This is a genomic window from Bacillus sp. BACIII (genome assembly GCF_057836745.1).
Genome location: NZ_CM174437.1, coordinates 3,319,657 through 3,344,525 on the forward strand (window position 1 = coordinate 3,319,657; position 24,869 = coordinate 3,344,525).

Consider the following 24,869-nt stretch of genomic DNA (forward strand, 5'->3'; position numbering starts at 1 on the left):
TTTGTATAAAAAACCTGCTTTTATGGCGTAAAAGCAGGCTTCCATTTCATATTCACCATGTCAGGCATTGTCTTTCTTTTTGTCTGCTTCTTTTTTGGCCATGTACAGCCCGCCGGCTACCAGTGATACGACATCCAATCCAACGATGAAATACGTTTCGGTGTAACCTTTTAAATAGGATGCGAAAAGCAGTGCGGCTGTGAGAGCGATCGCCACATAATGGTTAAAAGTGACCCGCGTAAAAAGGACGACCAGCATAAAAGGGAAACATAATGCAAAAACGGCTTTTGTAATCACAAAAACCCTCCTCGGGAATTCTTCATCTCATCTGATTATAGTAAAAAATGAAGAATCGGACAATCGTTCCCCTGCTATCACAATACCCTTTTTCAGCAGTCTTCAATCATCTGTCAAAAAAAATGCGAATGTAAATCTATTGAACCATTAATGAAATGAACCAAATTGCCTTTCTTCAGCCGAAAGGAGGAGAAGGATTAGGTCTTTGTGTCTTTGACAGTTTCTTCCTCCCTCTTTACAATGTAATGATAGTGTTTACTATCATTTTCTTGGATGAAGAAAAAGGGGGTTATACCGCATGTATTCAGTACGATTTCAAAAAGCGGAAGAATCGAGCCGCTCAGCAGGCGCAAAAGGAATGAACCTGATTAAACTGACGAAAAACGGCCTGCCCGTTCCCGATGGATTTGTCATTCAGACAAATGCGCTGACGCGTTTTATGGAAGATAACCGGCTTCAGGCAGATGAGGAAGAGATGGAGCGCGCCATTATAAACGGCACGTTTTCAAAAGAGCTCCGCGATGAGCTGATTGCCTCTTTTTATGAATTGAGAGAATCATATGCCTCTGTTGCCGTACGTTCCTCGTCTGCGTCCGAAGATCTTGAAGGCGCTTCTTTCGCGGGCCAGTACGAAACCTATTTAAATATCAAAACAGAAGAAGAGTTTCTCGGAAAAGTGAAAGAATGCTGGGCTTCCTTCTTTTCGGCGCGGGTCAGCGGTTATAAGGAGAGAATGAAAAATGACACTGCAGAACCGTTAATGGGTGTTGTCGTCCAAGGGCTGATCAATTCTGAGGTATCAGGGGTCATTTTCAGCCGAAACCCCGTCACACATGATGACGGAGAACTGATGATCAGCGCGAGCTACGGTCTCGGAGAAGCAATCGTGTCCGGAAGCGTGACGCCCGACACATTTATCGTCAATAAAGACACATTCCGGATTGACAAAGAAATCGGCTTCAAAGAAATGTATATCGTTTCCCAAAAGGAAGGCGTAACCGAAAAAGAAACGTCCGCTGACATGAGAAACCGCTTCTGCCTTGATGACGAGAGCATCAAAGAGCTTGCCATGCTGACGATTAAGACGGAAGAACTGTACGGTTATCCCGTGGATCTCGAATTCGGATTTGCCGAAAATAAGCTGTATCTGCTTCAGGCCAGACCGATTACAACGATCGCGCAGGATCAGAAAGCGGCAGACGAAGAACGGGAATTTATCATGACGCCTCGGGACCAGAAAGATTTTTGGCTCAATATGGAGTCCAATATAGAAGGCCCCATCAGCCCGTTATTCGCCTCTCTCATTGTGCCTGCTTTAGAATACGGCCTCAAAGAAGGCACGAAGACATTCCCTGTGATGGGCATCGAGATTGAGCGTGTCAAGCTCCACCAGGGCCATGTTTTTTCCAGACAGCATAAGACCGACGACAACCTGCCCGCAGAACAGTTAGAAGCGCTTTTTCCCGTTTTGGCTGACCGCATGTATGATATTATTCATGAAACCTTTCTGCCTTTTTATCAAAAGCTGGACGGACTGGCGCATAAAAATCATACACCGGAGACTGCCCTTGAGGCGTTCCGAAACCTGCAAGAATTCTATTTAAAAGGATATGAAGAACATTTCAACATTGTCTTTCCGCAGATTGCGTTAAATATGACACTGGAGTCCATGTACGGACAGGTTGAGAAAGACAACGCCTCCCTTCTGTATGAAATGCTGGCCGGCGTCATGAATAAATCACTGGAAACCGACAGACAGCTCTGGCTGCTTTCCGGACAAGTAAAAGACAATCCTGAACTGCTGCGCGTCTTTACAGCTTCCCAGGCCGGCGAGCTTCATCAGACGCTTCTGCAATCAGATGAAGGAAAACGCTTTCTTGAACAAGTTGGCGAATTTTTACAAGAATACGGCTGGAGATCAGTAAAAAGCCATGATCTGATCGAAGAAACGTGGGCGGAAAATCCTTATTTCGCTTTGGCTAACATTCAAAACTATGTCCGGAACGGCTACGATTTTGACAGTGAGTTTCATAAAACGATAGAAAAACGCAAACAGCTTTACGCCGCCTTCATGAATCGAATTGAAGATGACGGCTTCCGGGAGACGTTTGACCGTTATTATCAGTGGGCGTTATCTGCATCCGTCATCATAGATGATCACCATTTTTATATCGATGCGATGCTGGACGCCAAAGCGCGCCTTTGTCTCTTGAAAATCGGCGAGCTGCTGCAAAAACAAGGCGTGATCGATGACCGGGAGGATATGTGGTACTTATACAGCGATGAAGTCGAGAAAGCGCTGGTGACGCCTGTTCCGCTGAAGGAAAAAACCGCTGAACGGAAACAGCTTTTCCAGCAATATCAGCTGCTTGAAGCGCCCGCTTATCTCGGCACACCGACGCCCGAACAGCTGAAAGCCGCTGAGCAGGTTACAGGCTCCATCACAGAAGATGAAAAAAACACTGAACATCATATTTACGGACTTGCAGCGTCAAGCGGAATCGCAAGCGGCCCGGTGAAAGTCATTCGTGACGCAAGTGATTTTTCCCGTTTTTCATCAGGAGATGTGCTTGTCTGCAAAATGACGACACCGCTTTGGACCAGTCTGTTTCAGGATGCAAAGGCCGTCATTACGGATACGGGCGGCATCCTCTCACATGCGGCGATCATCGCAAGAGAATACGGGCTTCCCGCTGTTCTCGGCACACGTGTCGCGACTGACAGGCTCAATGACGGAGATATCGTCTCGGTAGACGGCACAAACGGACAGATTACGATAGTCAAACGCGCTTCATGCTAGGTTTCCCTCTTTATTGACGGGCAGGGCGGGTGTATACTTGTCCTGCCAGTATTTACGCGAGGTGAAACAAGTTGAGAACGACGAACAAGAGAATTCTTGACGCTGCGATGAATCTTATCATTCAAAAAGGATACCGCGCCGCGACAACAAAAGAAATCGCAGAAAAAGCGAATGTAAGCGAAGCTACGATTTTTCGTAATTTTAAAAACAAACAAGGACTAATGAAAGCCATGATTGAGCAGCACACGCCGGTTCCGGAAAGCGTGATCACCAAGGCGGAAGGCAATCTGTATGAGGATCTTCTTCATTTCGCCACGACCCTTTTGCAGCGATTGGAACAAAAAAAAGAGGTGTTCCGCATCTGCCTGCGCGAACCGGAATTATTCGAAGACGTCCTGCAGGATATTGTCGTATATCCGCAATCCGTAAAAAAGGATTTAATCGTTTACTTTAAGGAACTGACAAAGAAAAACAGGATAAGCCCCGGCAGCGAAGAAGCTAATGCAGACGTCTTTATGACGATGATTTTCGGTTATTTTATGCACCGGCTGCAGCTGGGGAAAAGAGTCATCACTCTTTCTGAAGAAACGATGCTGAAACATAGCACTGAGATTTTTATTAAAGGAATTATCAGCCGGTAATGTCCGGCTCCTAGGAGGATGAAGGATGAGTTCAAAGAAAGAATGGGCGCTGATCGTTTCGCTTTTGCTGGGAGCCATACTCGTTCCCATCAATTCGACGATGATCGCAGTCGCTCTTTCATCCATTTCCCGCTCATTCAGCGAATCAATTGCCAGCATCACATGGGTCGTGACGGTGTATTTAATTGTGATGGCCGTGACACAGCCCATTGCCGGCAAGCTCGGTGATATGTACGGAAATAAAAAAATGTATTTATGGGGTGTCGGCCTTTTTCTGATCGCTTCATTGGGGTGCGCCCTCTCGCCAAGTCTTTTCTTATTGATTTTCTTCCGGGCGCTTCAGGCTGCCGGCGGCGCTTTGCTTACGCCAAACAGCATCGCCATCATCCGCCATGTCGTGTCCGAAAAACGGCTTCCGAAAGTATTTGGTTTTTTCGGCCTCGGTGCCGGGCTGGGCGCGGCTCTCGGTCCGTTTATCGGGTCACTTTTAATCGAGAGTTTCAGCTGGCATTCGATCTTTTGGGTCAACATTCCGTTTCTGGCGATCGCACTCGGGACCGCATTTATCATGTTTCCTAAATATAAAGAAGAAACCTCTGACGCGCCGCTTGATATCATCGGATCCGTTTTGCTTGCCGGGAGCATTGTATCTATTATTCTTCTGACGAAAAATGAAAGCTCTTTGGGCTATTGGGTGTACGCGCTGCTCATTCTATTATTTGTTCCGTTATTTTTCAGGCGGGAGCTGCGCACGAAACATCCGATTATTGATTTTGACCTGTTTAAAAACACAACCTTTACAAGCGCCAATCTGTCGGTTCTGTTAAGCAATTTAATGATGTATGCCGTGTTATTGATGATGCCGCTCTTTATGACCGGCCACTTCAGCATGAATACGTCGCACAGCGGTATGGCTCTTTCAGTCTTTTCTATTTTTATGTCCGCCAGCAACTGGGGCGGAGCTCAGCTCCATCACAAATGGGGCGCGCGAAGAATGATTTTTCTGTCCTTCGGGCTGATGGCCGGAGCCAATCTCTTATTTCTGCTTTTGGTTTATTCCCATTCCGTCCCGTTCCTTATGGCATCGCTTATTGTAGGGGGCATCGCGTCCGGTGCGGGGCTGACGAGCATGCAGGTGTCTTCTCTTGCGACGGTAGAACCGGGCATGTCCGGTATCGCATCCGGGATTTTTTCCACCTTCCGTTATTTCGGAAGCATTATTTCTTCAGCACTGATCGGTTTAATCTCCGGATTTCACATTCTGTTTATCATATTGATCGGCGTATCTGTGATCGGCTTGTTCGTATCGCTTGGAATTAAGTCCGGCGAAACCGTTGATACGAAAAAAAGCCATTCGGCGTAAACAAAAAAGGTTCCGTGAGCACCCGCTTTCCGGAACCTTTTTTCGTTTCTTCTTATTTTTCTCTCTCGAAGTGTCACCGCACTCCCCCGCTGTACATTTAATTGTACTTCTCTATCTCTCGCTGCTCTGCCAGCAACAAATTCACCATATCACTATAGCTATTCAAACCGTCTGTCTGATTATTTGCCTTCAGATATACATCATTTACATTTCTTGAAATACTTGAAATAACACCCTCATACTTATCCCGGTACTGCTCATTTTGTTCTATATCATGCTGCACCGCCTTGGACAGACTGGACATTATATCAGACGCCTGATCTGGATCCACTTTCTTTAGCTCAGATATAGAATAATCAAATGCTAGAAAAAAACCACTGTAAAGTATCATTGGATCATCCTGCTGCTTACATGCCAGATATGCTATAAAATTTGCCTCATCCTCATGCATGAAACCACTCTGATGTGCCAATTCATGCGCCATAGTAGCAGGCACCAAAAAAACTGGCACATTAACATTGATATTGGATTCATAAGTAAAAGGGACAAAAATACCATGTATCCCTGCATGCGACATTAGTTTTGACATCACCACTGGTTTTGGTGTTGAATATGAATGCTCCAAAACAGGATATTTCTTTGATAACATTTGCATCGAGAACACTGCGTGTTGTGCATAATAATCAAAAACCTCTGGTACATGAGCCAAAAGATCAGTATCCGCTAACTTTTCCCTTGCCAATTCCATTTCAACGGCAAGTGACTTACTCAATTTAACCAGTTCTTCCTTGCTGTAGTTCTCTTCTTTATATTCGGTATGAGACAAAAAAGAATATCTGTAATAGTTTATTCCACCCAAAATAGTATAACAAAAATATATCACGCTACAGATCGTAACGATTCCTAGAGCACCACGATAAACTACCATCCTACGTACACCTTTACTCATGATAACCTTGCGCACATAATAAACGATATAAAATAGAAAAAGTAACACAACCAACACGACGAGCCATTCACTAACAGAAAACTTGACCCAAGAAGGTACAAATCCTACTATTTTTGACAATAACGGATATACAGACCTACTGTATTTTTCCGCCCAATCCTGATGGTTCTGCGCGTATTTTGTCAGTATGTAAGCTATAACTCCAAGTGAAATCAACGGTAATCTCTTAAGTAAAAGCTTTTTTACAATGTACTCCCCCTATCCAACATAACCATTATAATCAGTTATTCTTAATATATATCCTGCTAAAGATTCATCTTCTAAAGGTTTTGGAGTTAGCAATAACCTTTCCAATAAGCCATACCTCTCCTTCATTTATTTTTTTATTATTTCAAAATAAAACAGCTAAGAAAATATAATTTTCTTAGCTGTTTTACTTTCTAGCTGATTTTGAAATCTAGTTTAGGAGTTCTTGAAACTATTCCGAATAATTATGAAAAATCACATTATAATGCTGTCATTTCTTCTTGCTCATGTTCATGTTCATCCTGAACGAATAAAATACCTAATTCATGATGTTCGCCTTCATAGGACGCGCGCTGATCAAACCGGATCTCACCATTCAGGCCGATGATCTCCATTTTTACAAATGCGCGGTTTTTTTGAAGTGCTTCGTAAAAATCCGATACATGCTTCACGGGAATGCCGTTTACTTTCGTTATAATCTCACCGATCTTCAGCTCAAGATCTTCCGCGGGCGTATTCGGAATGATGCCGAGCACCATTAAGCCCTGATCCCGCTTAGAGAAATAAAACGGAGCCGCGTTATCGTTCAGCCGCTGTCTCAATGATAAGAACAGGCGTCCGAGCACCGCAATACAAGCGGCAGCACCGGCAAGCGGACTCCACCAAAGGGCCGCTGCCCCGAATGCGGTGACGATAATCCCGAGAATCATGACACGTTTCGCCGTTATCCGTATGCTGACTTCCGGAAGGGATCCCTGCACACGCTGTCCGAAGCCGGCGATATAAGGAATCCAGATCAAATGGAAAGAGCCGCCCGGCACGGTAAAGACAGGCCACCAAGAAAGGTGTGACTCAAGCCCGCTGCCCGGCACCAATAAGAAAAGCGGAAGCAGCCATGCGCGATTCGCCAATTGACGGCCGATGGGCAGACCTCTGCTGCTGACGACAAGCGCCGGAGATGTTTTCAGGTACGCTGAACGGTAAGCAGCCGCTCCCTCCGTGATGATCAAAAGGCCCATAAACACGGCCGCTGATGCCCAATTCACGCCGAATGCCTGCGGAAACCGATCCGCAAACGGCACTGTGTGGGTATACTGAAGGATAAACGCAATCAACATGCCGGCGCTGACAATATAAGCTGATGACAGCCAGTTCATACGGAACGTCAGCGATGCCAAAGCCGTCACAGCCGCAATTATGCCGAGAAGACCGAATGGAATCGAAATTCCCAGTCCAAAAAATAATATGGAGAGAAGAATACCCGGTATAAGCCCTTTTATGTATGTAAAGATAAGCTCGTCATACATATCTGCGATTTTTGTATGAAACGTATGGCGTTCACGTTTAATCCGCAAATATCCGCAGGCGAGACTTATGATGATAAAAAACCAAAACATCGGGTGCAAAAAAAACAGACCGATACTTTTCAGAAGTTCAATTCCCCATTGAACAGACATTGCTTTCACCGCCTCAAGCCAAACATTTTAATTCTATTCTACCAAATAATCATTGGCTTGAATATCTCAAACGTCTATCTCTCTTCCGTCATCCACAACGTCACATTTGAGAGAGAGAAATCTTTCAGATAGTGGTCGACTTCCACCTCGATTACACCGCTGATCAAAAGCATGGACCGTTTAATATCCGTCAGATTGATTCCTAAACGTTTATGGTTTTTCATTAAGTAGGTGAAATAATGCTTTGCACACTCCTCATTGATATCGTGAACACATTCAACATTTGTGTAATTGACCAGGTATCTGCTGAACAGCATAAGAAGACTTAGTGCTTTTGTTGATGAAAATGTAACGTCTTTTGTTCGGTCTTTTAGTTGTTCCACTAATTCATAATATTTTTTTTCACGCACAATACTTGCCCTCTTCAATTGTGAACCCCCATTTTTTTATCCAGATAAGCACGGGTGATTACAGCTGCCGTGCCGAAGCGCCGCAAACACTTCTGCTTTCAATACTGAAATGCAGCTGTCAAACTAAAAAACTGTTCTCTATTAGAACCTTCTTTTATTGTAAGAACTAAAACTGACTGAGGCAACTTTCAAAAGTTTCATTTTGAATACATATTAACTCGGCATAAAGTCTCTCTTCCCTATAAATATCGGGTAATGTTTGTCCTTTATAAATGTTTAAATGTGAAAATTTTTTTAATATCTTGTCAAAATCGTCATAATTATATGTCTTTTGGTTCATTTATGAGACATGATAAAAGAAACAGGAGGCCTTAAAAAAGCCTCCTTTTCATTTATTTAACAAATAATGATTTTAACGCCATTTGCAGCTGTATATCGTTTTTTTCGTCAGATTTCTTCTCATTCATCAGCTGATTCATTTTTTCCGCTGTTTGTTTGTCAATGACAGCTGTTTTATCAAGTTTGTACCGATCTTGGAACGCCATGACGGCTTTTTTCATTGTGCCGCTGAAATAGCCGTCCGCCCTGCCCGGGTCGAAACCCAAGCCTTTCAGCAGGATTTGTGCGTGTTTGACATCCGCGCTGTTCATATCAGGCTGAAGCGGCTGTTTCAGCTGAAGCGGTCCCGCCGCAAAATAATCCGGCTGGCTTACGGCGATTGTCGGAGTAATGCCTTTTTTGTGAATCCAATTGCCTTTCGGCGTCAGCCATTTGTAAAGCGTCAATTTAATGTTGCTGCCGTCTCCCATCGGCACGGCCTGCTGTACCGTTCCTTTACCGAAGGAGGTATCACCGACAACGTCATAATGCCCCGCTTCTTTCAGCGCGCCCGCAAGAATTTCTGAAGCGGAAGCGCTCCCTTTATCCGTAATGACATTAACGGGATACGGCTTCTTATGTTTTAAAGTTGAGAAATATTGTTTTTTATCTCCGTTGCGTTCCGCGATTTGGATATACGGCATGTCTTTTGTGACGAAATGCTTTAAAATCTGTTCGACGCTTTGAAGGTAGCCGCCGGGATTCCCTCTTACGTCAAGAACGAGTCCGTCAATCCCTTGTTTCTCAAGCTTTTTCAGCGCCGCGGCGAAGTCCTGAGCAGTATGCTCGGAAAATGTCGATATAGCGATGTAGCCGACATGATGCCCGCCTGATTCCTTACGTGAAGCAAATACGGTTTCCAGCGGGATTTCCGCTCTTTTAATCCGGAATGACAGCTGTTTTTCAGTGCCCGGACGATGTATTTTAATAGAAACCTTCGATCCTTTTTTCCCTCTGATTTTCAGCACAGCTTCATTTAAATCTTTCCCGTTCATTGACTCGCCGTTTATACTGATGATTTCATCATTCGGCTTGAGGCCTGCCTTTTCAGCCGGAGATTGCTTAAACGGTGATACGATAATGATTTTATTCTCTTCCATACCGACTTCAGCGCCGATCCCTTCAAAAGATGAATCCAGAGAATCGGAAAACTGCTTGGCGGTCTGCTTGTCCATATAAACGGAATAAGGGTCGTTTAATGTAGACAGCATCCCCTGAATCGCTCCTTCAAGAAGCTTTTCTTTATCCACATTTTCCACATATTCGTTCGAGATCAGCTCATATGCTTTTTCGATTTTTTCCATTGCCTGGCTTCTTTCTGCTTCTGATGATTTCGGCTGTGCCGCCCCGGCAGTATGGGCTCCGCCGCACATGATGCTGACGGCCGCTATCGCTGCGATCATTTTCTGCTTCATCGTTTACCTCCTCTTAGTCCTTTTACGAAAACCTGGAGATAGTATGTGTAAACCGAAAAGAATTCATGTAACGGCAACAAAAAAACGGAACCAATAGATTGTTTCATATAAATGGGTAACGTATAATAATTTGTATGCAATTCATTAAATATACAGGAGAATGCGATATGAACATAAAATTGTCGATTTTATCCGCGGCGGTGCTGGCCGCAGGCATTACCGCCTTTGTCTGGCATAAAACAGAGGCCAATGAAAAATCACAGGCTGACGCTCTGTATGTTTCTCCCGCGGGAAACGATCAAAATGACGGAACGAAAGAAAAGCCGTTCCGCACATTGAAGCATGCGGCGGAAAAGGCGGAGGCCGGAACAACCGTATTGATTCGGGGAGGAACGTACGACGAAACATTTGAAGTAAAGCACAGCGGGACGGCGAAAAAGCCGATTACATTTCAGAACTATCAGAATGAGCATGTCGCCATCAGCGGCAAATCTGCGCCTAAAAGCGATTCTGAAACACCGTTAATTCAAATCCGCAATAAACAGTACATTACCATTCACGGCATTACGCTTGAAAACCTATCTGTCTCATCAGAAGATGCGACAGCCATAGGCATCTACGTCACCGGATCAAGCAGTCATATCGCCATTGACGGCAACCATATCCGGAATATTAAAACAATGGCTGATGAGGGAAATGCACACGGCATCGCGTTTTACGGCTCGGGCGCCATGAAGGATGTCAGCATCACAAATAACACGGTTGAAAAACTGACGCTCGGCGCAAGCGAAGCGGTCGTGCTGAACGGAAATGTTGACGGATTTAAGATCGCCGGCAATACCATCCGGGACAACAACAATATCGGGATTGACGTGATCGGCTATGAAGGAACTTCCAAGCAAAACGACTATGCGCGAAACGGCGTCATTGAAAACAATACGGTGAGCCATAACTCTTCTTACGGAAACCCCGCCTACGGCAATGAATACTCTGCTGGCGGTATATACGTTGACGGCGCAGAACATGTGGACATTAAGAAAAATACCGTTTACAACAATGACCTCGGCATTGAAGCCACTTCCGAGCATAAAGGAAAGTACGCACAAGATATACGGATTACGGATAACAAAGTGTACAACAATGCTTACACGGGTATTTCAATCGGGGGATATGACACAAAACGAGGCGGCACAATCAATTCCGTGATCGCTCACAATATCATGTACCGAAATGACACGAAGGACCTTGACGGCGGCCAGCTGCTGCTCCAGTACGATACAAAAGGGAACACCATCGAAAAGAACATCTTGACGGCAAGCGGTTCACGGATTTTTATCGCAAATGATTATACGAAAAACGAAGGCAATACTGTTAATCATAACGTCTATCACAAAGAAGCGGGAAAAGACGGCATTTGGAATTGGAAGAACAAAGAATATGATTCATTCGCAGCTTACAAAAAAGGAACGGCAAACGATTCAAATTCCATATATGCCGATCCGATGTACCGTGACGAATCGTCTTATGACTTTACATTAAAGCCGGGATCACCGGCCCTGCCCGTCATTCAATAACGGAACCATCAAAAAAAGCCAGTCTCACAAAGACTGGCTTTTGCATTTATACACGAAGGAATTTCCGGATGGAAGTCAAACTTCCCCATACTCCGATAACCGCGCCGATCAGAATGAGCACAAGTGATACTTGGAACACAAACGGACTGTACGGCAGGAGTGAAACAAATGAGCCCTGAACTTTCGGAGCCACCCAAGCGACCATTGACTGGTACGTGCTCAGCACGAGAGCGATCGGTATGACAGAACCGAATACCCCAAGCAGCAGCCCTTCAAGGAAAAACGGCCAGCGGATAAACCAGTTTGTCGCGCCGACAAGCTTCATGATTTCAATCTCTTTTCTTCTGGCGAAAATCGTGATTTTAATTGTATTTGAAATTAAGAACATCGCCGTGAACAGAAGGCCGATGATTAATGCGATCCCGATGTTGCGTGACACTCCGACGACCTTAAACAGACGGCTGACTTCTTCTTTCCCGTATGTCACTTTATACACATGATCCAGCTTCTCAATTTTTTTCGCGACTTTCGGCGTATCATGCGGATCTGTCGTTTTGACGATAAACGCGTTGTTCAGCGGGTTTTCCTGATCTTGCATTTTCATGGCCTTTCCGCTGTCGCCGAAGCTTTTGACCAATTGATCAAGCTCTTTATCTTTAGATGAAAACTCTACGCTTTGGATTCCCGAGATATCTTTAATCTCATTCTGCAGCGTATCCTGCGTTTTCTTATTTGACGTCAGATCGATTAATACTTTAATTTCCACTTCTTTTTCAGCATTTTTAGCCATGTTGTTTAAATTCAGCATAATGACTAAAAACACGCCGACCAAAATCAATGTAACGGTAACAGCGCTGATGGATGCAAATGTCATCCATGTGTTTCTTCCGAGAGATTTAAAACTCTCACGCAAATGGCGCCCGAGAATTTTAATCATAAGAACCATACTCCCCTCTTGACTCATCACGCACAATAATTCCGTCTTCGATTGCGATGACCCGTTTCTTCATGGTGTTTACTATTTCTTTATTGTGTGTCGCCATCACGACGGTCGTCCCACGGTTGTTAATCTCTTCCAGTGTCTTCATGACTTCCCATGATGTGACCGGATCAAGGTTGCCCGTCGGTTCGTCAGCTATAACGACGTCAGGATTGTTGACGATGGATCTTGCGATGGAAACACGCTGCTGTTCTCCTCCGGAAAGCTGGTCGGGAAACTGCCGCGCTTTATGCTTCAGCTGCACAAGGTCGAGCACTTCGAGCACGCGTTTTTTAATGACTGACTGCTGCTCTCCGATAACTTCAAGCGCAAACGCTACGTTTTCAAATACCGTCAATTTCGGAAGAAGTTTAAAATCCTGGAAAACAACACCTATTTTACGCCGCACGAAAGGAATCTCTTTTTCTTTCACAGCCGCGAGATCTTTATGATTAATCAATATTTGCCCTTTTGTCGGTTTTTCTTCTCTGTAAATCATTTTAATAAAAGTAGATTTACCGGCTCCGCTCGGTCCTACGACATATACAAATTCTCCGGGATGAATCATGACTGACAGCCCGTTAATCGCTTTTACACCGTTCGGATAGGATTTATATACTTCTTTCATCTCTATCATGAAATCACCTAATCTTTTATTTATGTCTTGCAGCCATAGAGTTCGCAAAAATACTGCGGTTTATGGCCGATCTACCAGGAAACAGATGAAAAATCTGAAAGTTCCTTTTCCTCAGTACACTTCATTATACGTCAAATTTAGACATATTACTATTACAGTTTCTTTTCATTCCCAGGCCGTGAAAAAACCTTGCCCCTATAACAGGCAAGGTTTTTCTGTTATTTTTTCTGTGACAGCCATTTTGCGATCTTCGCGGCTTCCTCATCATTTACAAGATGGCTCGGCATATTGCCCCGTCCGTTTTTAATGATGCTTTCAATCTTGGCTTCATCATACTTCCCGCCGACTTCTTGTAAATTCGGACCTCCGCCGCCTTCTAAATCTTTACCGTGACAGCCGATACAGCTTTGCTGATAAAGCTCTTCGCCCGCTGACGCAGATGCTTTCGATCCGCCTGAGCTGTCAGAGCTTTCTTTTTTCGATTCATTGGCTCCGCCGCATGCCGCCAGCAGGACGGACATGGTCAGAACCAGCGCCAATAGCGCCCATTTTGATTTCATATGTAAGATGCACCCCTTCGCTATTATAACCCTGTTTATGCGCGTTTGAAACCCTCGCCGAGCACCTCGCTTGCGTCTGCGACAATGACAAAGGCTGACTCATCAATTTGTTTGACGATTTGTTTCAGTTTTGTGAATTCGGTCTGGCCGACGACACACATTAAGATCGGCCGGTCATGTTCCGTATACCCGCCGACTGCGGAAATCTTCGTCACACCCCTGTCAATTTCCGTAAACACAGCCGACCTGACGGCTTCTTCATGCTGCGTAATGATTAAAGCCATTTTGGAGCGGTTGAACCCGACCTGCACGACATCAATCGTTTTGCTTGAAATAAATACTCCAAGCATCGCATACAGTCCCTGTTCCACTCCGAAAACGAGCATCGCGCTCAGCACAATTAATCCGTCCATGATGGCAAGGCACGTTCCCAGTGAAAGCCCCGTGTATTTGTGGATGATCTGCGCCGCCAGTGCCGTTCCCCCTGTGGAGCCTTTGCCGAGATACACGATGCCGATCCCCGTGCCGATCCCGACGCCTCCGAAAATCGCCGCCAGCAGTTCATGGGTCGTCGCGGCAGGCAGGTCTCTCGTTAAAAAGACGGCAAGCGGCAGAACGATGGAACCGACAAGTGTCTTCATTCCGAATTTGCCGCCGAGAATGATCACGCCGGCGATAAACAAAGGGATGTTAATGATCCACTGCACGTAAGCCGGCTCAAAACCAAATGTCTCCAAAATGGTGCTGATCCCGCTTACTCCCCCCGCTGCTATACGGTTCGGCAGCAAAAATACGTTAAACACGACCCCTGTAATCGCCGCGCCGATCACGATATATATGTAATCTTTGATCAGACGGAGCGGCTTATTGTGATTCACATCCATGCAAAATCCTCCGTTCTCCGATTTTCTCTCGATAGCATTTTAAGTCTTCCCGGCTTAGAAGTAAATAACAGCCAAATACCGTATTAATTTGCTAAAGCGCTATTGTGAAAAATGGAAAAAGAGAACGGATAAAAAAACACACCATGCCAAAGGCAGGTGTGTTCCCGGATTAAGACAGTTTAGAGCGTAAGTAGGCATCAATGAAGATATCAATATCTCCGTCCATAACCGCCTGTACGTTCCCCATTTCCGTATTGGTCCGGTGGTCTTTCACCATGGAGTACGGATGGAATACGTAAGAGCGGATTTGGCTGCCCCAGCCGATTTCTTTCTGTTCGCCGCGGATTTCGTCAAGCTCCGCCTGCTGTTCTTCAATTCTGCGCTGGTACAGCTTCGCTTTGAGCATTTTCATCGCTCTGTCGCGGTTTTTAATTTGTGAACGTTCCGTCTGACATGTAACGACTACATTTGTCGGCAAGTGGGTAATCCGAACGGCCGAATCAGTCGTGTTGACGTGCTGTCCGCCGGCACCGCTTGCCCGGTACGTATCAACTTTAATGTCTTCGGTACGAATATCAATGTCGATTTCTTCATTGAATTCAGGCATGACTTCACATGACACGAATGACGTGTGGCGGCGGCCAGATGAATCAAACGGAGAAATCCGCACGAGTCGGTGTACGCCTTTTTCCGCTTTTAAATAGCCGTATGCATTGTGGCCCTTAATGAGCAGTGTGACCGACTTAATTCCGGCTTCATCTCCTGGCAGATAATCAAGCGTTTCAACTTTGAATCCGCGTCTTTCCGCCCAGCGGGTATACATTCTGAGCAGCATGGAACCCCAGTCTTGGGATTCTGTACCGCCTGCACCCGGGTGAAGTTCTAAAATCGCGTTATTTTTGTCATATGGTTCACTGAGCAGCAGCTGAAGCTCAAATTCATTCAATTCCTTCGTTAATGACTTCAGTTCTTTCTCAAGCTCCTGCTGAAGATCCGTATCGGGTTCTTCTTTTAAAAGATCATGTGTCATTTGGAGCTCTTCATGAGACTCGCTCAGCTGATGGTAGGAGTTCACGTATTCCTTCAGACCGTTCGCTTCGTTGATGACAGTTTGGGCCTTCTGCTGGTCATTCCAGAATTCCGGTTCCGCCATCTTTTCATCTAATTCTGCAATGCGGGCTTCCTTTGATTCGAGGTCAAAGAGACCCCCTGAAGTCCGCTAAACGAGAAGCCATATTTTCGAGCTCTGCCCTGATTTCTGATAATTCCATTCCATTCACCTCATTAAAAGATCCGGGGCGCCATAAGACGCAGACCCGGTCATGTTCGATGCATACAGTCCTGACTATTCTGTCCGGCCGCAGCAATTTTTATATTTTTTTCCGCTTCCGCAATGGCAAGGTGCGTTGCGTCCGATATCTACGACTTTGCGTACCGGCGCTTTTTTCGCTTGTTTGGCCTCATCGCCGTCCTGCGGCTGGTGAGCCGTCGTTTGGCCCTGAACAACTTCTTCGCGTTCCAGATTGCTTTCAATCTCGGCCTTCATGACGAATTTCGCAACCTCGTCCTCAATGGACTCAATCATGTGCTCAAACATAGCGAAACCTTCCATTTGGTATTCACGCAGCGGATTTGTCTGCGCATAGGCGCGGAGGTGAATCCCTTGACGCAGCTGATCCATCGCATCAATATGATCCATCCATTTTGAATCGACGGCACGCAATACGATGACTTTTTCGAATTCACGCATCTGCTCTGTGCCGAAATTCTCTTCTTTTTCATTATATTTTGTCATGATGCGGTCCATGATCATCTCATGCATTTCATCCGGTTCTTTTCCGAAGATATCGCTCTTTTCAAGCGCGCCTTCATCAAGATACGTTGTATTCACGAGCTCCACGAGGCCGTCAAGATTCCATTCTTCCGGAAGCTCCTCTTTCGGCGTATAAGCGGCAATTGCACGCTCCAGTGAAGACTTGATCATGCCTTCCACAATGTCACGCAGGTTTTCAGAGTCAATGACTTCAAAACGCTGCTTATAAATGACTTCGCGCTGCTGACGGAGCACGTCGTCATATTGGAGAAGCTGTTTACGTGAATCGAAGTTGTTTCCTTCGACACGTTTTTGAGACGATTCCACGGCGCGTGACACCATTTTGCTCTGAATCGGCGTGGAGTCATCCATACCGAACCGGTCAAGCATCGCCATCGTCCGTTCAGCTCCGAAACGGCGCATCAATTCATCTTCCATTGAAAGATAAAATTGTGTGATACCTGGGTCTCCCTGACGCCCTGAACGTCCGCGGAGCTGGTTGTCAATCCGGCGGGATTCGTGGCGTTCCGTACCGACGACTGCAAGGCCGCCAAGCTCTTTTACGCCTTCACCGAGTTTAATGTCGGTTCCGCGTCCTGCCATGTTGGTTGCAATTGTGACAGCGCCTTTTTGTCCCGCTTCTTCAATGATCTGAGCTTCACGCTCATGGTTTTTCGCGTTCAGCACCTGATGCGGAATTCCTTTATTCTTCAGAAGTTTAGAAATCAATTCAGATGTTTCAACGGCAACCGTACCGACAAGAACGGGCTGTCCGGTCATGTAGCGCTGGGCGACATCCTCCGCCACCGCCTTGAATTTCCCTTCCATTGAGCGGTAGATCAAATCCGGACGGTCTTCACGGATGACCGGCTGGTTGGTCGGAATGGATACAACCTGCATGTTATAAATATTGCGGAATTCTTCCTCTTCCGTTTTTGCGGTACCGGTCATGCCGGCAAGCTTTTCATACATACGGAAATAGTTTTGGAACGTAATCGTCGCCAGAGTCATGCTTTCATTTTGAATCTCCAGGCCTTCTTTCGCTTCAATCGCCTGGTGAAGGCCTTCGCTGTAGCGGCGTCCTTTCATCAGACGGCCGGTGAAGGAATCGACGATGACGACCTGGCCGTCCTCAACAACATAATCCACGTCTTTCTGCATCGCCGCATGGGCTTTTAAAGCCTGGTTGATATGGTGATTCAACGCCACGTTTTTGACATCAAACAGGTTGTCGATGCCGAACGTTTTTTCAGCCTTCGTCATTCCTTCTTCCGTCAGCTGAACGCCCTTCGTTTTGACGTCATACGTATAATCCTGATCCTGCTTGAGTGTGCGGACAAATGCATTTGCCTGCACGTACAGTTTTGTGGACTTCTGAGCTTGTCCGGAAATAATCAATGGCGTTCTCGCTTCATCGACTAAAATGGAATCGACTTCATCAATAACGGCAAAATGAAGCGGGCGCTGCACCATTTGTTCTTTATAAAGCACCATGTTGTCACGCAAATAATCAAAGCCGAGTTCATTATTCGTTGAATATGTGATATCGGCCGCGTAAGCTTCGCGTTTTTCGTCTTTTGACAACGAATTCAGGTTCAGGCCGACTGTAAGCCCGAGAAACTCGAAAATTTCTCCCATTTGCTGGGCATCACGGCTTGCCAGATATTCGTTGACCGTTACGACGTGAACGCCTTTTCCCGTCAACGCGTTTAAATATACCGGAAGGGTGGACGTCAGCGTTTTCCCTTCCCCTGTTTTCATTTCGGCGATATTCCCCTCATGAAGGGCAAGACCCCCCATCAGCTGCACTTTAAACGGAAACATGCCGGTTACGCGGCGTGAAGCTTCACGAACGACGGCAAACGCTTCGACAAGAAGGTCATCCGTCGTTTCTCCTTTTTCAAGCCGCTCTTTAAATTCTGCCGTTTTTTGTTTAAGCGCATCGTCAGAGAGATTTTCATAATCTCCTTTTACAGCATCAATGTCATTCGCTATTTTTTCGTATTTGTTCAGCGCACGTTTGGTCGGATCAAACATTTTATTTAAAATCCCAAGCATCTATAACGCTCCTCTATGTTCACATGCAGATTTCGCATGGAATAAATGATAATTTTCTGTCCATGTATACCTCTCATTATCATAACATACCTTTTGCTATTTCCAAAGAATTTGCAGATAAAGAAAGAGAAAAACCTTCCGCGCGTTCACGGAAGGCTGGATGGTTTATTCAGTCGGTTCAATTAATCCGTATTTGCCGTCATTCCGGCGGTAAACGACATTTGTCAGATTCGTTTCCGCGTTGGTGAATACGAAGAAATTATGTCCGAGCATATTCATTTGGAGAATCGCTTCTTCATTATCCATCGGTTTTAAATTAAAACGTTTCTGACGGACAATTTTCGGGCTGTCATCTTCAATTTCGTCCTGAACCGCTACGTTTGTATCAGCTGCGCTTCCGTTCTCGAAGTAATGTTTCGGAAGACCCTGCTCGCGGAATTTTCGGTTGACTTTTGTTTTATGCTTTCGGATTTGACGTTCCAGCTTGTTTGTTGCGAGATCAATTGCATTGTACATATCCTCGTTATGCACTTCAGAACGAAGCGACAGATCAGTCATCGGAATGGTGACTTCAACTTTGGATTCCTTATCATTATAGAATTTTAAGTTGACGTTCACATCGGCATTGACGCTCTGCTCGAAATATCGTTCCAGCTTGCCGATTTTTCTTTCCACATGATCCTTTAACGCAGGTGTAACCTCAATGTTTTCTCCTCTGATATTGTAGTTCATCAAAGAACGCCTCCCTTTATCTAAGGATATGTAACTATTTCTCTTTTTCCCCTTCTGATCCCTGCTGAAACGTTAAAATAATGTGTAAATTCGGTGAACGATGACGAATGGTGTCGGCTTATATCCGCTGCTTCCGGCAGGATTATCAGTATATGCAGAAGACGCAGGCAAAAGACCTGCCGCTTGCAGCAGGTCTAGTGAAGAACATACGGTTTGATGCAGTCGTGCGTCTGCTCCATCCACACCTTATAATGCGGCAGAAAGATGGTTTTTAAAAACTCCTGAAATGGAGCGGACGGGAAATCATAATCATTTAACATGCTGAAATCCTGAAAAATCTCGTCAAATGACCGAATCGCCGTCTCCACGCATCGGCACTCAACGATAGACAAGAGAAGCGCATGAGAGGAATCGAGATGAAAAAAAGCCTGAATCAAATCGTTGTAAATCCGTTCGCCCTCCGTCTTAAAAAAATCATCCTGCGTATCCAATAGGTAGCAAAGCCCCTCATCAATGGTAAAAAGAAGCTGGTAGTATGCTGACACCAAATGGTAATCGTTCAAACTTCTCAAAACACTCACCTATTTGCGTTTGTCGTAATAACGGCCGTCACTTGTCGTTTGATGATACGGATTAAAATACGTATTATGGTACACCCGTTTTTTCTTGAGAGTTTTTATTTCATTTCGGATGCCATCCTGGAGCCGTTTCACTTCTCCGGTAATCAAGCGGTCCATCGCGGCCACCTGCTGAAGCAGCGTTTTTTCTTCTTCGGAAAAAGGCGGCTTTATGCCCGCAAGCATCTCTTCCCTTTTCTCCGTAAATGCCGTAAAGCTGCTGATGAGGCCGTCGCTTTCCGGGGCATCCTTCAGTGCGGCGTGCATGTTCTTCGTTTCGTTATACAAAGAAAGGACATTGCTGTTCATCAGGCAAGGCCGCCCGCGCCATGGCTGTTTTTCCGTTCGCTCTGCATGGCTTGTTTCCACGTATCGCGAAATTCAGTAACAAGCTTTTCCGCTTCATCTAACAATCCTTCATTATTCTGTACGTTCGCTTCAATCAGGCGGCGGCGGATGTAATCATAGATTGATGACATTTGCTCAGAAATCTCAATCTCCCGGTTTAACGTGATGCTGAGCTCTTGAATGATGTTTTGCGCCTTTACGATATTTTCATTTTTGGCTTCAGGGTTGTTTTGCTTCATCGCCTGCCTTGCCAGCTTAATGAATCGCAGGCAGCCGTTATAAAGCATAAGGGTCAGCTCTTCCGGAGCGGCTGTAAAGACGGATGTCTGCTGATAAGCAGCAAAAGGATTATTTATTGCCATTTTGTGAAACCTCCAAGATTATGATGTTGAAGATCCTAACATTGACGTGAGATATGAAGATTGGCTGTTCAATTTCTCCAATGCCGTATCCAACGCGCTGAACTTTTTATAATATCTCGTCTCGATGTCATCCAGCTTTGTTTTCATATTCGTAATATTTGTTTCTACTTCGTTCAGGCTTTTTCCGATGGCAAAGCTGGTTGATACCGAGCTTTCCGTACCGGCCTGTTTTGAAATTTGAGTCTGCATTTTGTTTAATGTGTCTTTTAATCTCCGGGCAATCCCCTGTTCTTCGGGGTTTTTGGTTTTCGCTGTATCAGGGCTGTCCGCATTAAACAGCTTAGCCACGAGAGACGGATTCTCGGTAATTTTCTGTTTCAGTTTTGCTTCATCTTTAATGACTAGCTTTCCTTGATCGGTGTAGTTATCAGACGTTTCGATTCCGAAATCCGTGAGCTGATATTTTTTTCCGTCAATCGTAACCGTCGAGTACAGATCCAGCCGCATCTCCGCCAAACCGTTCTGCAGGGTGCTGTCGCTCCGTAATAAACCGCTTTTGGCTTTTGCCTCCCACTGCTCAACCTGCTTATCGGTCATTGATTCTTTTTGTTCATCGGTTAACGGCGTATAATCACGGTATTTTGATTCCGTCACCTTCGCGTTTACGCTTTTAATTAACGTGTTGTACTTATCAACAAAATCTTTAATGTTATTAAAAATGCCGTCCGTATCAGTCGTGCTGTTGATCGTAACCGTTTTATTGCTGTCCGTCACGCTGTTCAGCGTATATTTGATGCCGTTGATCGTAAAGTTATTTGACGTTTTGGTCATTTCAAGCCCGTTGAACGTAAACTTCGCGTTTTTCCCTTTGGCATTGGCCGTAAGTTCATTCGTTGTATCATCAACGGCAAAACCGAGCTGATCTTTCAGGAAGCTTTTAGTTGCGTCATCACCTGCGGCAAGAGCAAACCCTTCTCCCGTTTTATTGGAAGTAAACGCGATCGTATCCACATAATCCGTGCCGTTGGAGATTTTCTCTTTTAAAGCCGTCACCCCGAGGCCCGAGCTGTTCAGTTTGGTGACCACATCATCAATCGTATCGGTTGCGGCGATCGTGACGCTTACCTCAGTCGGCTTCGTTTCACCCGGGTTTGTGACATTGAATTTCAATGTCTGGCTCTGGCCTGAGGTGAAATGAATTGCGCCTGAAGATTTATATGTCGTCGGCGTGGCCAGCTGCTGAACAGACATGCTTGTTGAAATATTTTGCTCAGCACTGACGGCCGTCGCGCTGACACTGGAATCCGAACTTGTTACTGTTTTTTTATTCCAGTTTGTGGACATCAGCATATTATTAAATGTAGTGGAATACATGTCGGCAATCTGGGTATTCATTTCCCGATAAGCATCGCGCTTCCATTCAAGCGTCTGCTTTTGCTGGTTTAATTTATTAAGCGGCTGCTTTTCGGCATCCATCATTTTTTTCACCAGAGAATCTACATCAAGACCGGAATTAAGGCCTGTGATTCTTGTGACCATATGTACCCTCTCCTTTTCGGCGTTTAGTCGTAGACGGCTCTATGACAACAGTGAGTTTCCGACTGTTTATCATATCACAGCTCCATAAATGTATGATCTTATTCTTATATCGGTCAGATTAAAAGGTTTTCAATAATTTAACTGCAAATTATAATGTTTCATTTTGTCAATAGTGTTCTTTGGCATGATGAGGAGAGATAGCTGAAGGAATAAAAAAAAGACCCTGGAGAACCAGGATCTTTCCGTCATTAACCTTTAAGCAATTGAAGAACTTGCTGAGGCTGTTGGTTAGCTTGCGCAAGCATAGCTTGAGAAGCCTGAGTAAGGATATTGTTTTTCGTGTACTCCATCATCTCAGAAGCCATGTCTACGTCACGGATACGTGATTCAGCAGAAGTCAGGTTCTCAGAAGAAGTACCAAGGTTGTTGATTGTGTGCTCTAAACGATTTTGAACCGCACCAAGTTTAGCGCGCTCGCTAGATACTGTGTCGATAGCTGTTTTGATTGTTGTAAGAGCTGAAGACGCAGCTTTAGCTGAAGATGAGATGTCGATACCTTTTGTAGCGTCTTTAGTTACTGTAGTAGAAGTTGTAGTGTCAGCTCCCGCAGTAGCTTTTTTAGTTAAGTCTGCGCCATCAATAGCAGTAGCTTTAACAGCCCCTGTTTTATTTAAAGAATTTAGAACGTCTTCTTGTGAAGCAGTAATAGTACCATCAGCTTTTTGCGCTAATGTTACAGTTACAGTTTTGCTAGTCTCATCATAAGACGCAGTTGTTTTATCTACATCAGAAGTTCCAGCCGCAGTGAATGAAATTTTCACGGCTTCACCTTGATCGTTTCTTACTTCGAGTTCAGAGTTTCCATCAAGTGCTGTCTTTTCGCCAACTTGGCCAATAACTTTTAAAGAATCAGCGTTCATGTTGTTGATTGAAAGGCTCATTGTTTGGCCTTCGTTAGCACCGATTTGGAAAGTCAGTTTGTCAGCCGTGCCATCAAGCAATTTCTTTGTGTTAAACTCAGTATCAGTAGAGATTCTTGTTACTTCAGATGATAATTGGTCCATCTCTTTTTGAAGCTCGTCACGGTCAGAAGTAGTGTTCGTGTCGTTCGCCGCTTGAGTTGCAAGCTCGCTCATACGCTGAAGAATGCTGTGAGTTTCGTTCAATGCACCCTCAGCCGTTTGGATAAGAGAGATTCCGTCTTGAGCGTTTTTAGACGCCATGTCTAAACCGCGGATTTGAGAACGCATTTTTTCAGAGATCGCAAGACCCGCTGCGTCATCACCAGCGCGGTTGATGCGAAGACCTGAAGATAATTTTTCCATGTTTTTTGCAGCAGAACTTGAACCTGCATTCAGCTGACGGCTAGTGTTAAGAGCCGCGATATTGTGGTTGATTCTCATTTTGTATTTCCTCCCTGAATTGTTTTTCGCACGTCCTTGTGCATTTGCGCAGCATCATTTTTGAAGAAAATTTTTCCTCTCATTGGCTACACTATATATATCGGACGGCCGCTTCTATTGTTTATATTGAAAATAAAAAAATCCTCACTTTTTTTGTGAGGATAAATTAAGTAATAAATCAGTATTAAAAGATACGGCTCTGTTATTCTCTTCCAGGATAGACAAGTATATTTCCTTCCGATGAATATCCACGTGCTGCGGCGCTTCAATTCCCAGTTTCACTTGCTCTCCTTCGATGGCAATCACCTTGATTTCAATATCCGGCCCGATCTGAATGGACTCATTCACTTTTCTCGAGAGAACTAGCATGATCCTCCTCCTATCAAATGTTTTGTTTCATAGGAAGCATCATGTAAAATGATTTGTTTCGCCTTCATTTCCTTTTTATTGACGATAATCGGCGCTTTTAAATTGGCGGTCGTGTTTTCAAAAGGCTCTTCCAGCGTTAAAATCGCCATCACTTCGACGTCCTCTATATCTTCAATGTGCAAAAGCTCCAGCGTCGATTGGTCAATGTCAAATTCGTATCCTTTAAAGAAAATAAACGGACTGGCGACAATAAAGGCAATATGCTCCTGTTTGACAGACTGCAGCGCCAAAAACGGTGAATCTTCCGACAAAGGAAGAACAACAAATTGAGTCTCGTCATTAAATCCCGGCAGCCCGTTTTCAAATGAGATAATCTGCCCTTCGTCTATTCTGATTTCTCCGTGATATTTTGTTTTAATAATCATGCTTCACAATCCTTTACCACTTTCATCTTTTATTCTGTATTACCGTCGTCAACCGAAATCGTCACTTTAGGGTCTTGCCTCATATCAATCTGAACTCTCCCCGGTGTGTAATTCCATACCGGTTTATGGGCGGTGGCTTCAATTGAAGGTTTGCGGGCTTCAATATCAACCGTAAGCTTTGAAGGAATGCAGTCAATATCAACGAGAAACTGCGCAGGCAGAAAGTCGCTGAATTCGCCGAATGGATCGGGCGGGCTGACATCCGCTGCCTGTCGGGCCATCACATTGCCGGTTTTCTTTTCGATAGCCGCCATTTCCTTCCCTTCTCTGACTGTTTTCGCAATAAACTCACTGCATGCTTGCGCACCTTTCTGGGCGGCTTCAGCGTTCAGCTTTTCAAATGATTTCAGATTTAAGTTCTCCCACGCCCTCGTCTGATCAATCGTCAGTTTGGCCGGCGTGCTTTCAATGTTCAGCTCTGCCGGCGGCTGCTCGATTTCCAGGTCAGCGGGCGGCTGTTCCATCTCGATTTCTTCCTTCTGAAAGGTTATACCGATTTTAGCAGGCACACTGTCAATAATCAATCTCGGCATCTGCATAGAGACCCCTCCTC

The 24,869-nt window shown here is 45.0% G+C and carries 24 protein-coding genes; 4 read left to right on the forward strand and 20 right to left on the reverse strand.

Features of this window, described 5'->3' with window-relative positions:
- Positions 1-60: 60 nt before the first annotated feature.
- Complete coding sequence (locus ACXN9U_RS16325; protein ID WP_003151438.1) at positions 61-297, reverse strand: CsbA family protein; 237 nt, start codon at positions 295-297, stop codon at positions 61-63.
- A gap of 298 nt (positions 298-595) precedes the next feature.
- Here ACXN9U_RS16325 and ACXN9U_RS16330 point away from each other — a divergent pair, with 298 nt between their 5' ends.
- The 3 genes from ACXN9U_RS16330 to ACXN9U_RS16340 all read left to right on the forward strand — a co-directional run bounded on the left by ACXN9U_RS16330 (position 596) and on the right by ACXN9U_RS16340 (position 5,101).
- Entirely contained in the window at positions 596-3,097 is a 2,502-nt protein-coding gene (locus ACXN9U_RS16330) for a PEP/pyruvate-binding domain-containing protein (protein WP_489201912.1), read from the forward strand.
- Between the two features lie 71 nt (positions 3,098-3,168).
- Positions 3,169-3,738, forward strand: coding sequence for a TetR/AcrR family transcriptional regulator (locus tag ACXN9U_RS16335; protein WP_060964163.1), 570 nt, complete (start codon positions 3,169-3,171; stop codon positions 3,736-3,738).
- Between the two features lie 25 nt (positions 3,739-3,763).
- Positions 3,764-5,101, forward strand: coding sequence for an MFS transporter (locus tag ACXN9U_RS16340; RefSeq protein WP_489201913.1), 1,338 nt, complete (start codon positions 3,764-3,766; stop codon positions 5,099-5,101).
- A 97-nt stretch (positions 5,102-5,198) separates the two neighbouring features.
- On the opposite strand, the gene ACXN9U_RS16345 is transcribed toward ACXN9U_RS16340, so the two are convergent.
- From ACXN9U_RS16345 to ctpB, 4 genes are all read right to left on the reverse strand, one after another.
- Complete coding sequence (locus ACXN9U_RS16345; protein WP_438420734.1) at positions 5,199-6,266, reverse strand: DUF3810 domain-containing protein; 1,068 nt, start codon at positions 6,264-6,266, stop codon at positions 5,199-5,201.
- A gap of 290 nt (positions 6,267-6,556) precedes the next feature.
- The gene (minJ, locus tag ACXN9U_RS16350; RefSeq protein WP_489201914.1) at positions 6,557-7,753 is read right to left on the reverse strand and encodes a cell division topological determinant MinJ; all 1,197 of its coding nucleotides are present in this window, start codon (positions 7,751-7,753) and stop codon (positions 6,557-6,559) included.
- 74 nt (positions 7,754-7,827) lie between these two features.
- Positions 7,828-8,181, reverse strand: coding sequence for a swarming motility protein SwrAA (gene swrA / locus ACXN9U_RS16355; protein ID WP_012118562.1), 354 nt, complete (start codon positions 8,179-8,181; stop codon positions 7,828-7,830).
- Positions 8,182-8,555: 374 nt separating this feature from the next.
- Positions 8,556-9,914: a carboxy-terminal processing protease CtpB gene (gene ctpB, locus ACXN9U_RS16360; protein ID WP_420913150.1), complete on the reverse strand. Its 1,359-nt coding sequence runs from the start codon at positions 9,912-9,914 to the stop codon at positions 8,556-8,558.
- Between the two features lie 209 nt (positions 9,915-10,123).
- On the opposite strand from ctpB, the gene ACXN9U_RS16365 reads away from it, so the two are divergent.
- Complete coding sequence (locus ACXN9U_RS16365) at positions 10,124-11,530, forward strand: right-handed parallel beta-helix repeat-containing protein (RefSeq protein ID WP_489201915.1); 1,407 nt, start codon at positions 10,124-10,126, stop codon at positions 11,528-11,530.
- Positions 11,531-11,576: 46 nt separating this feature from the next.
- On the opposite strand, the gene ftsX is transcribed toward ACXN9U_RS16365, so the two are convergent.
- The 15 genes from ftsX to ACXN9U_RS16440 form a co-directional block, all read right to left on the reverse strand.
- A complete protein-coding gene (gene ftsX / locus ACXN9U_RS16370) occupies positions 11,577-12,467 on the reverse strand; it encodes a permease-like cell division protein FtsX (protein ID WP_016937789.1) in 891 nt (296 codons plus the stop codon).
- Entirely contained in the window at positions 12,460-13,146 is a 687-nt protein-coding gene (ftsE, locus tag ACXN9U_RS16375; protein WP_003151418.1) for a cell division ATP-binding protein FtsE, read from the reverse strand. The genes ftsX and ftsE overlap by 8 nt, the downstream gene beginning before the upstream one ends.
- Before the next feature lie 218 nt (positions 13,147-13,364).
- The gene (cccB, locus tag ACXN9U_RS16380) at positions 13,365-13,706 is read right to left on the reverse strand and encodes a cytochrome c551 (RefSeq protein ID WP_016937788.1); all 342 of its coding nucleotides are present in this window, start codon (positions 13,704-13,706) and stop codon (positions 13,365-13,367) included.
- A gap of 35 nt (positions 13,707-13,741) precedes the next feature.
- A complete protein-coding gene (locus ACXN9U_RS16385; protein ID WP_060964157.1) occupies positions 13,742-14,590 on the reverse strand; it encodes a YitT family protein in 849 nt (282 codons plus the stop codon).
- Positions 14,591-14,759: 169 nt separating this feature from the next.
- A protein-coding gene (gene prfB / locus ACXN9U_RS16390; RefSeq protein WP_155816738.1) for a peptide chain release factor 2 occupies positions 14,760-15,861 on the reverse strand; the annotation gives its coding sequence in 2 pieces (ribosomal slippage) (positions 14,760-15,788 and positions 15,790-15,861; 1,101 coding nt in all).
- 74 nt (positions 15,862-15,935) lie between these two features.
- Positions 15,936-18,461 carry a preprotein translocase subunit SecA gene (gene secA, locus ACXN9U_RS16395; RefSeq protein WP_047475776.1) on the reverse strand — a complete coding sequence of 842 codons (2,526 nt, stop codon included), beginning with the start codon at positions 18,459-18,461 and terminating at the stop codon, positions 15,936-15,938.
- A 165-nt stretch (positions 18,462-18,626) separates the two neighbouring features.
- Positions 18,627-19,193, reverse strand: coding sequence for a ribosome hibernation-promoting factor, HPF/YfiA family (gene hpf, locus ACXN9U_RS16400; protein WP_489202505.1), 567 nt, complete (start codon positions 19,191-19,193; stop codon positions 18,627-18,629).
- Positions 19,194-19,387: 194 nt separating this feature from the next.
- Positions 19,388-19,765, reverse strand: coding sequence for a DUF8042 domain-containing protein (locus ACXN9U_RS16405; RefSeq protein WP_029575299.1), 378 nt, complete (start codon positions 19,763-19,765; stop codon positions 19,388-19,390).
- Positions 19,766-19,774: 9 nt separating this feature from the next.
- Positions 19,775-20,119, reverse strand: coding sequence for a flagella biosynthesis regulatory protein FliT (gene fliT, locus ACXN9U_RS16410; protein ID WP_060964153.1), 345 nt, complete (start codon positions 20,117-20,119; stop codon positions 19,775-19,777).
- Positions 20,119-20,520 carry a flagellar export chaperone FliS gene (gene fliS / locus ACXN9U_RS16415; RefSeq protein WP_045926616.1) on the reverse strand — a complete coding sequence of 134 codons (402 nt, stop codon included), beginning with the start codon at positions 20,518-20,520 and terminating at the stop codon, positions 20,119-20,121. The genes fliT and fliS overlap by 1 nt, the downstream gene beginning before the upstream one ends.
- A gap of 18 nt (positions 20,521-20,538) precedes the next feature.
- The gene (locus ACXN9U_RS16420; RefSeq protein WP_489201916.1) at positions 20,539-22,059 is read right to left on the reverse strand and encodes a flagellar hook-associated protein 2; all 1,521 of its coding nucleotides are present in this window, start codon (positions 22,057-22,059) and stop codon (positions 20,539-20,541) included.
- Between the two features lie 248 nt (positions 22,060-22,307).
- Positions 22,308-23,462 (reverse strand): flagellin N-terminal helical domain-containing protein, encoded by a 1,155-nt coding sequence (locus ACXN9U_RS16425; RefSeq protein WP_438420743.1) that lies wholly within the window; start codon positions 23,460-23,462, stop codon positions 22,308-22,310.
- A 144-nt stretch (positions 23,463-23,606) separates the two neighbouring features.
- The gene (gene csrA / locus ACXN9U_RS16430) at positions 23,607-23,831 is read right to left on the reverse strand and encodes a carbon storage regulator CsrA (protein WP_003151402.1); all 225 of its coding nucleotides are present in this window, start codon (positions 23,829-23,831) and stop codon (positions 23,607-23,609) included.
- Positions 23,825-24,256, reverse strand: coding sequence for a flagellar assembly protein FliW (gene fliW / locus ACXN9U_RS16435; RefSeq protein WP_016937778.1), 432 nt, complete (start codon positions 24,254-24,256; stop codon positions 23,825-23,827). Before fliW ends, csrA begins: the two co-directional genes overlap by 7 nt.
- A 29-nt stretch (positions 24,257-24,285) precedes the next feature.
- On the reverse strand, positions 24,286-24,855 hold the full coding sequence (locus ACXN9U_RS16440; RefSeq protein ID WP_049627496.1) for a DUF6470 family protein: 570 nt from the start codon (positions 24,853-24,855) through the stop codon (positions 24,286-24,288).
- Positions 24,856-24,869 lie beyond the last annotated feature (14 nt).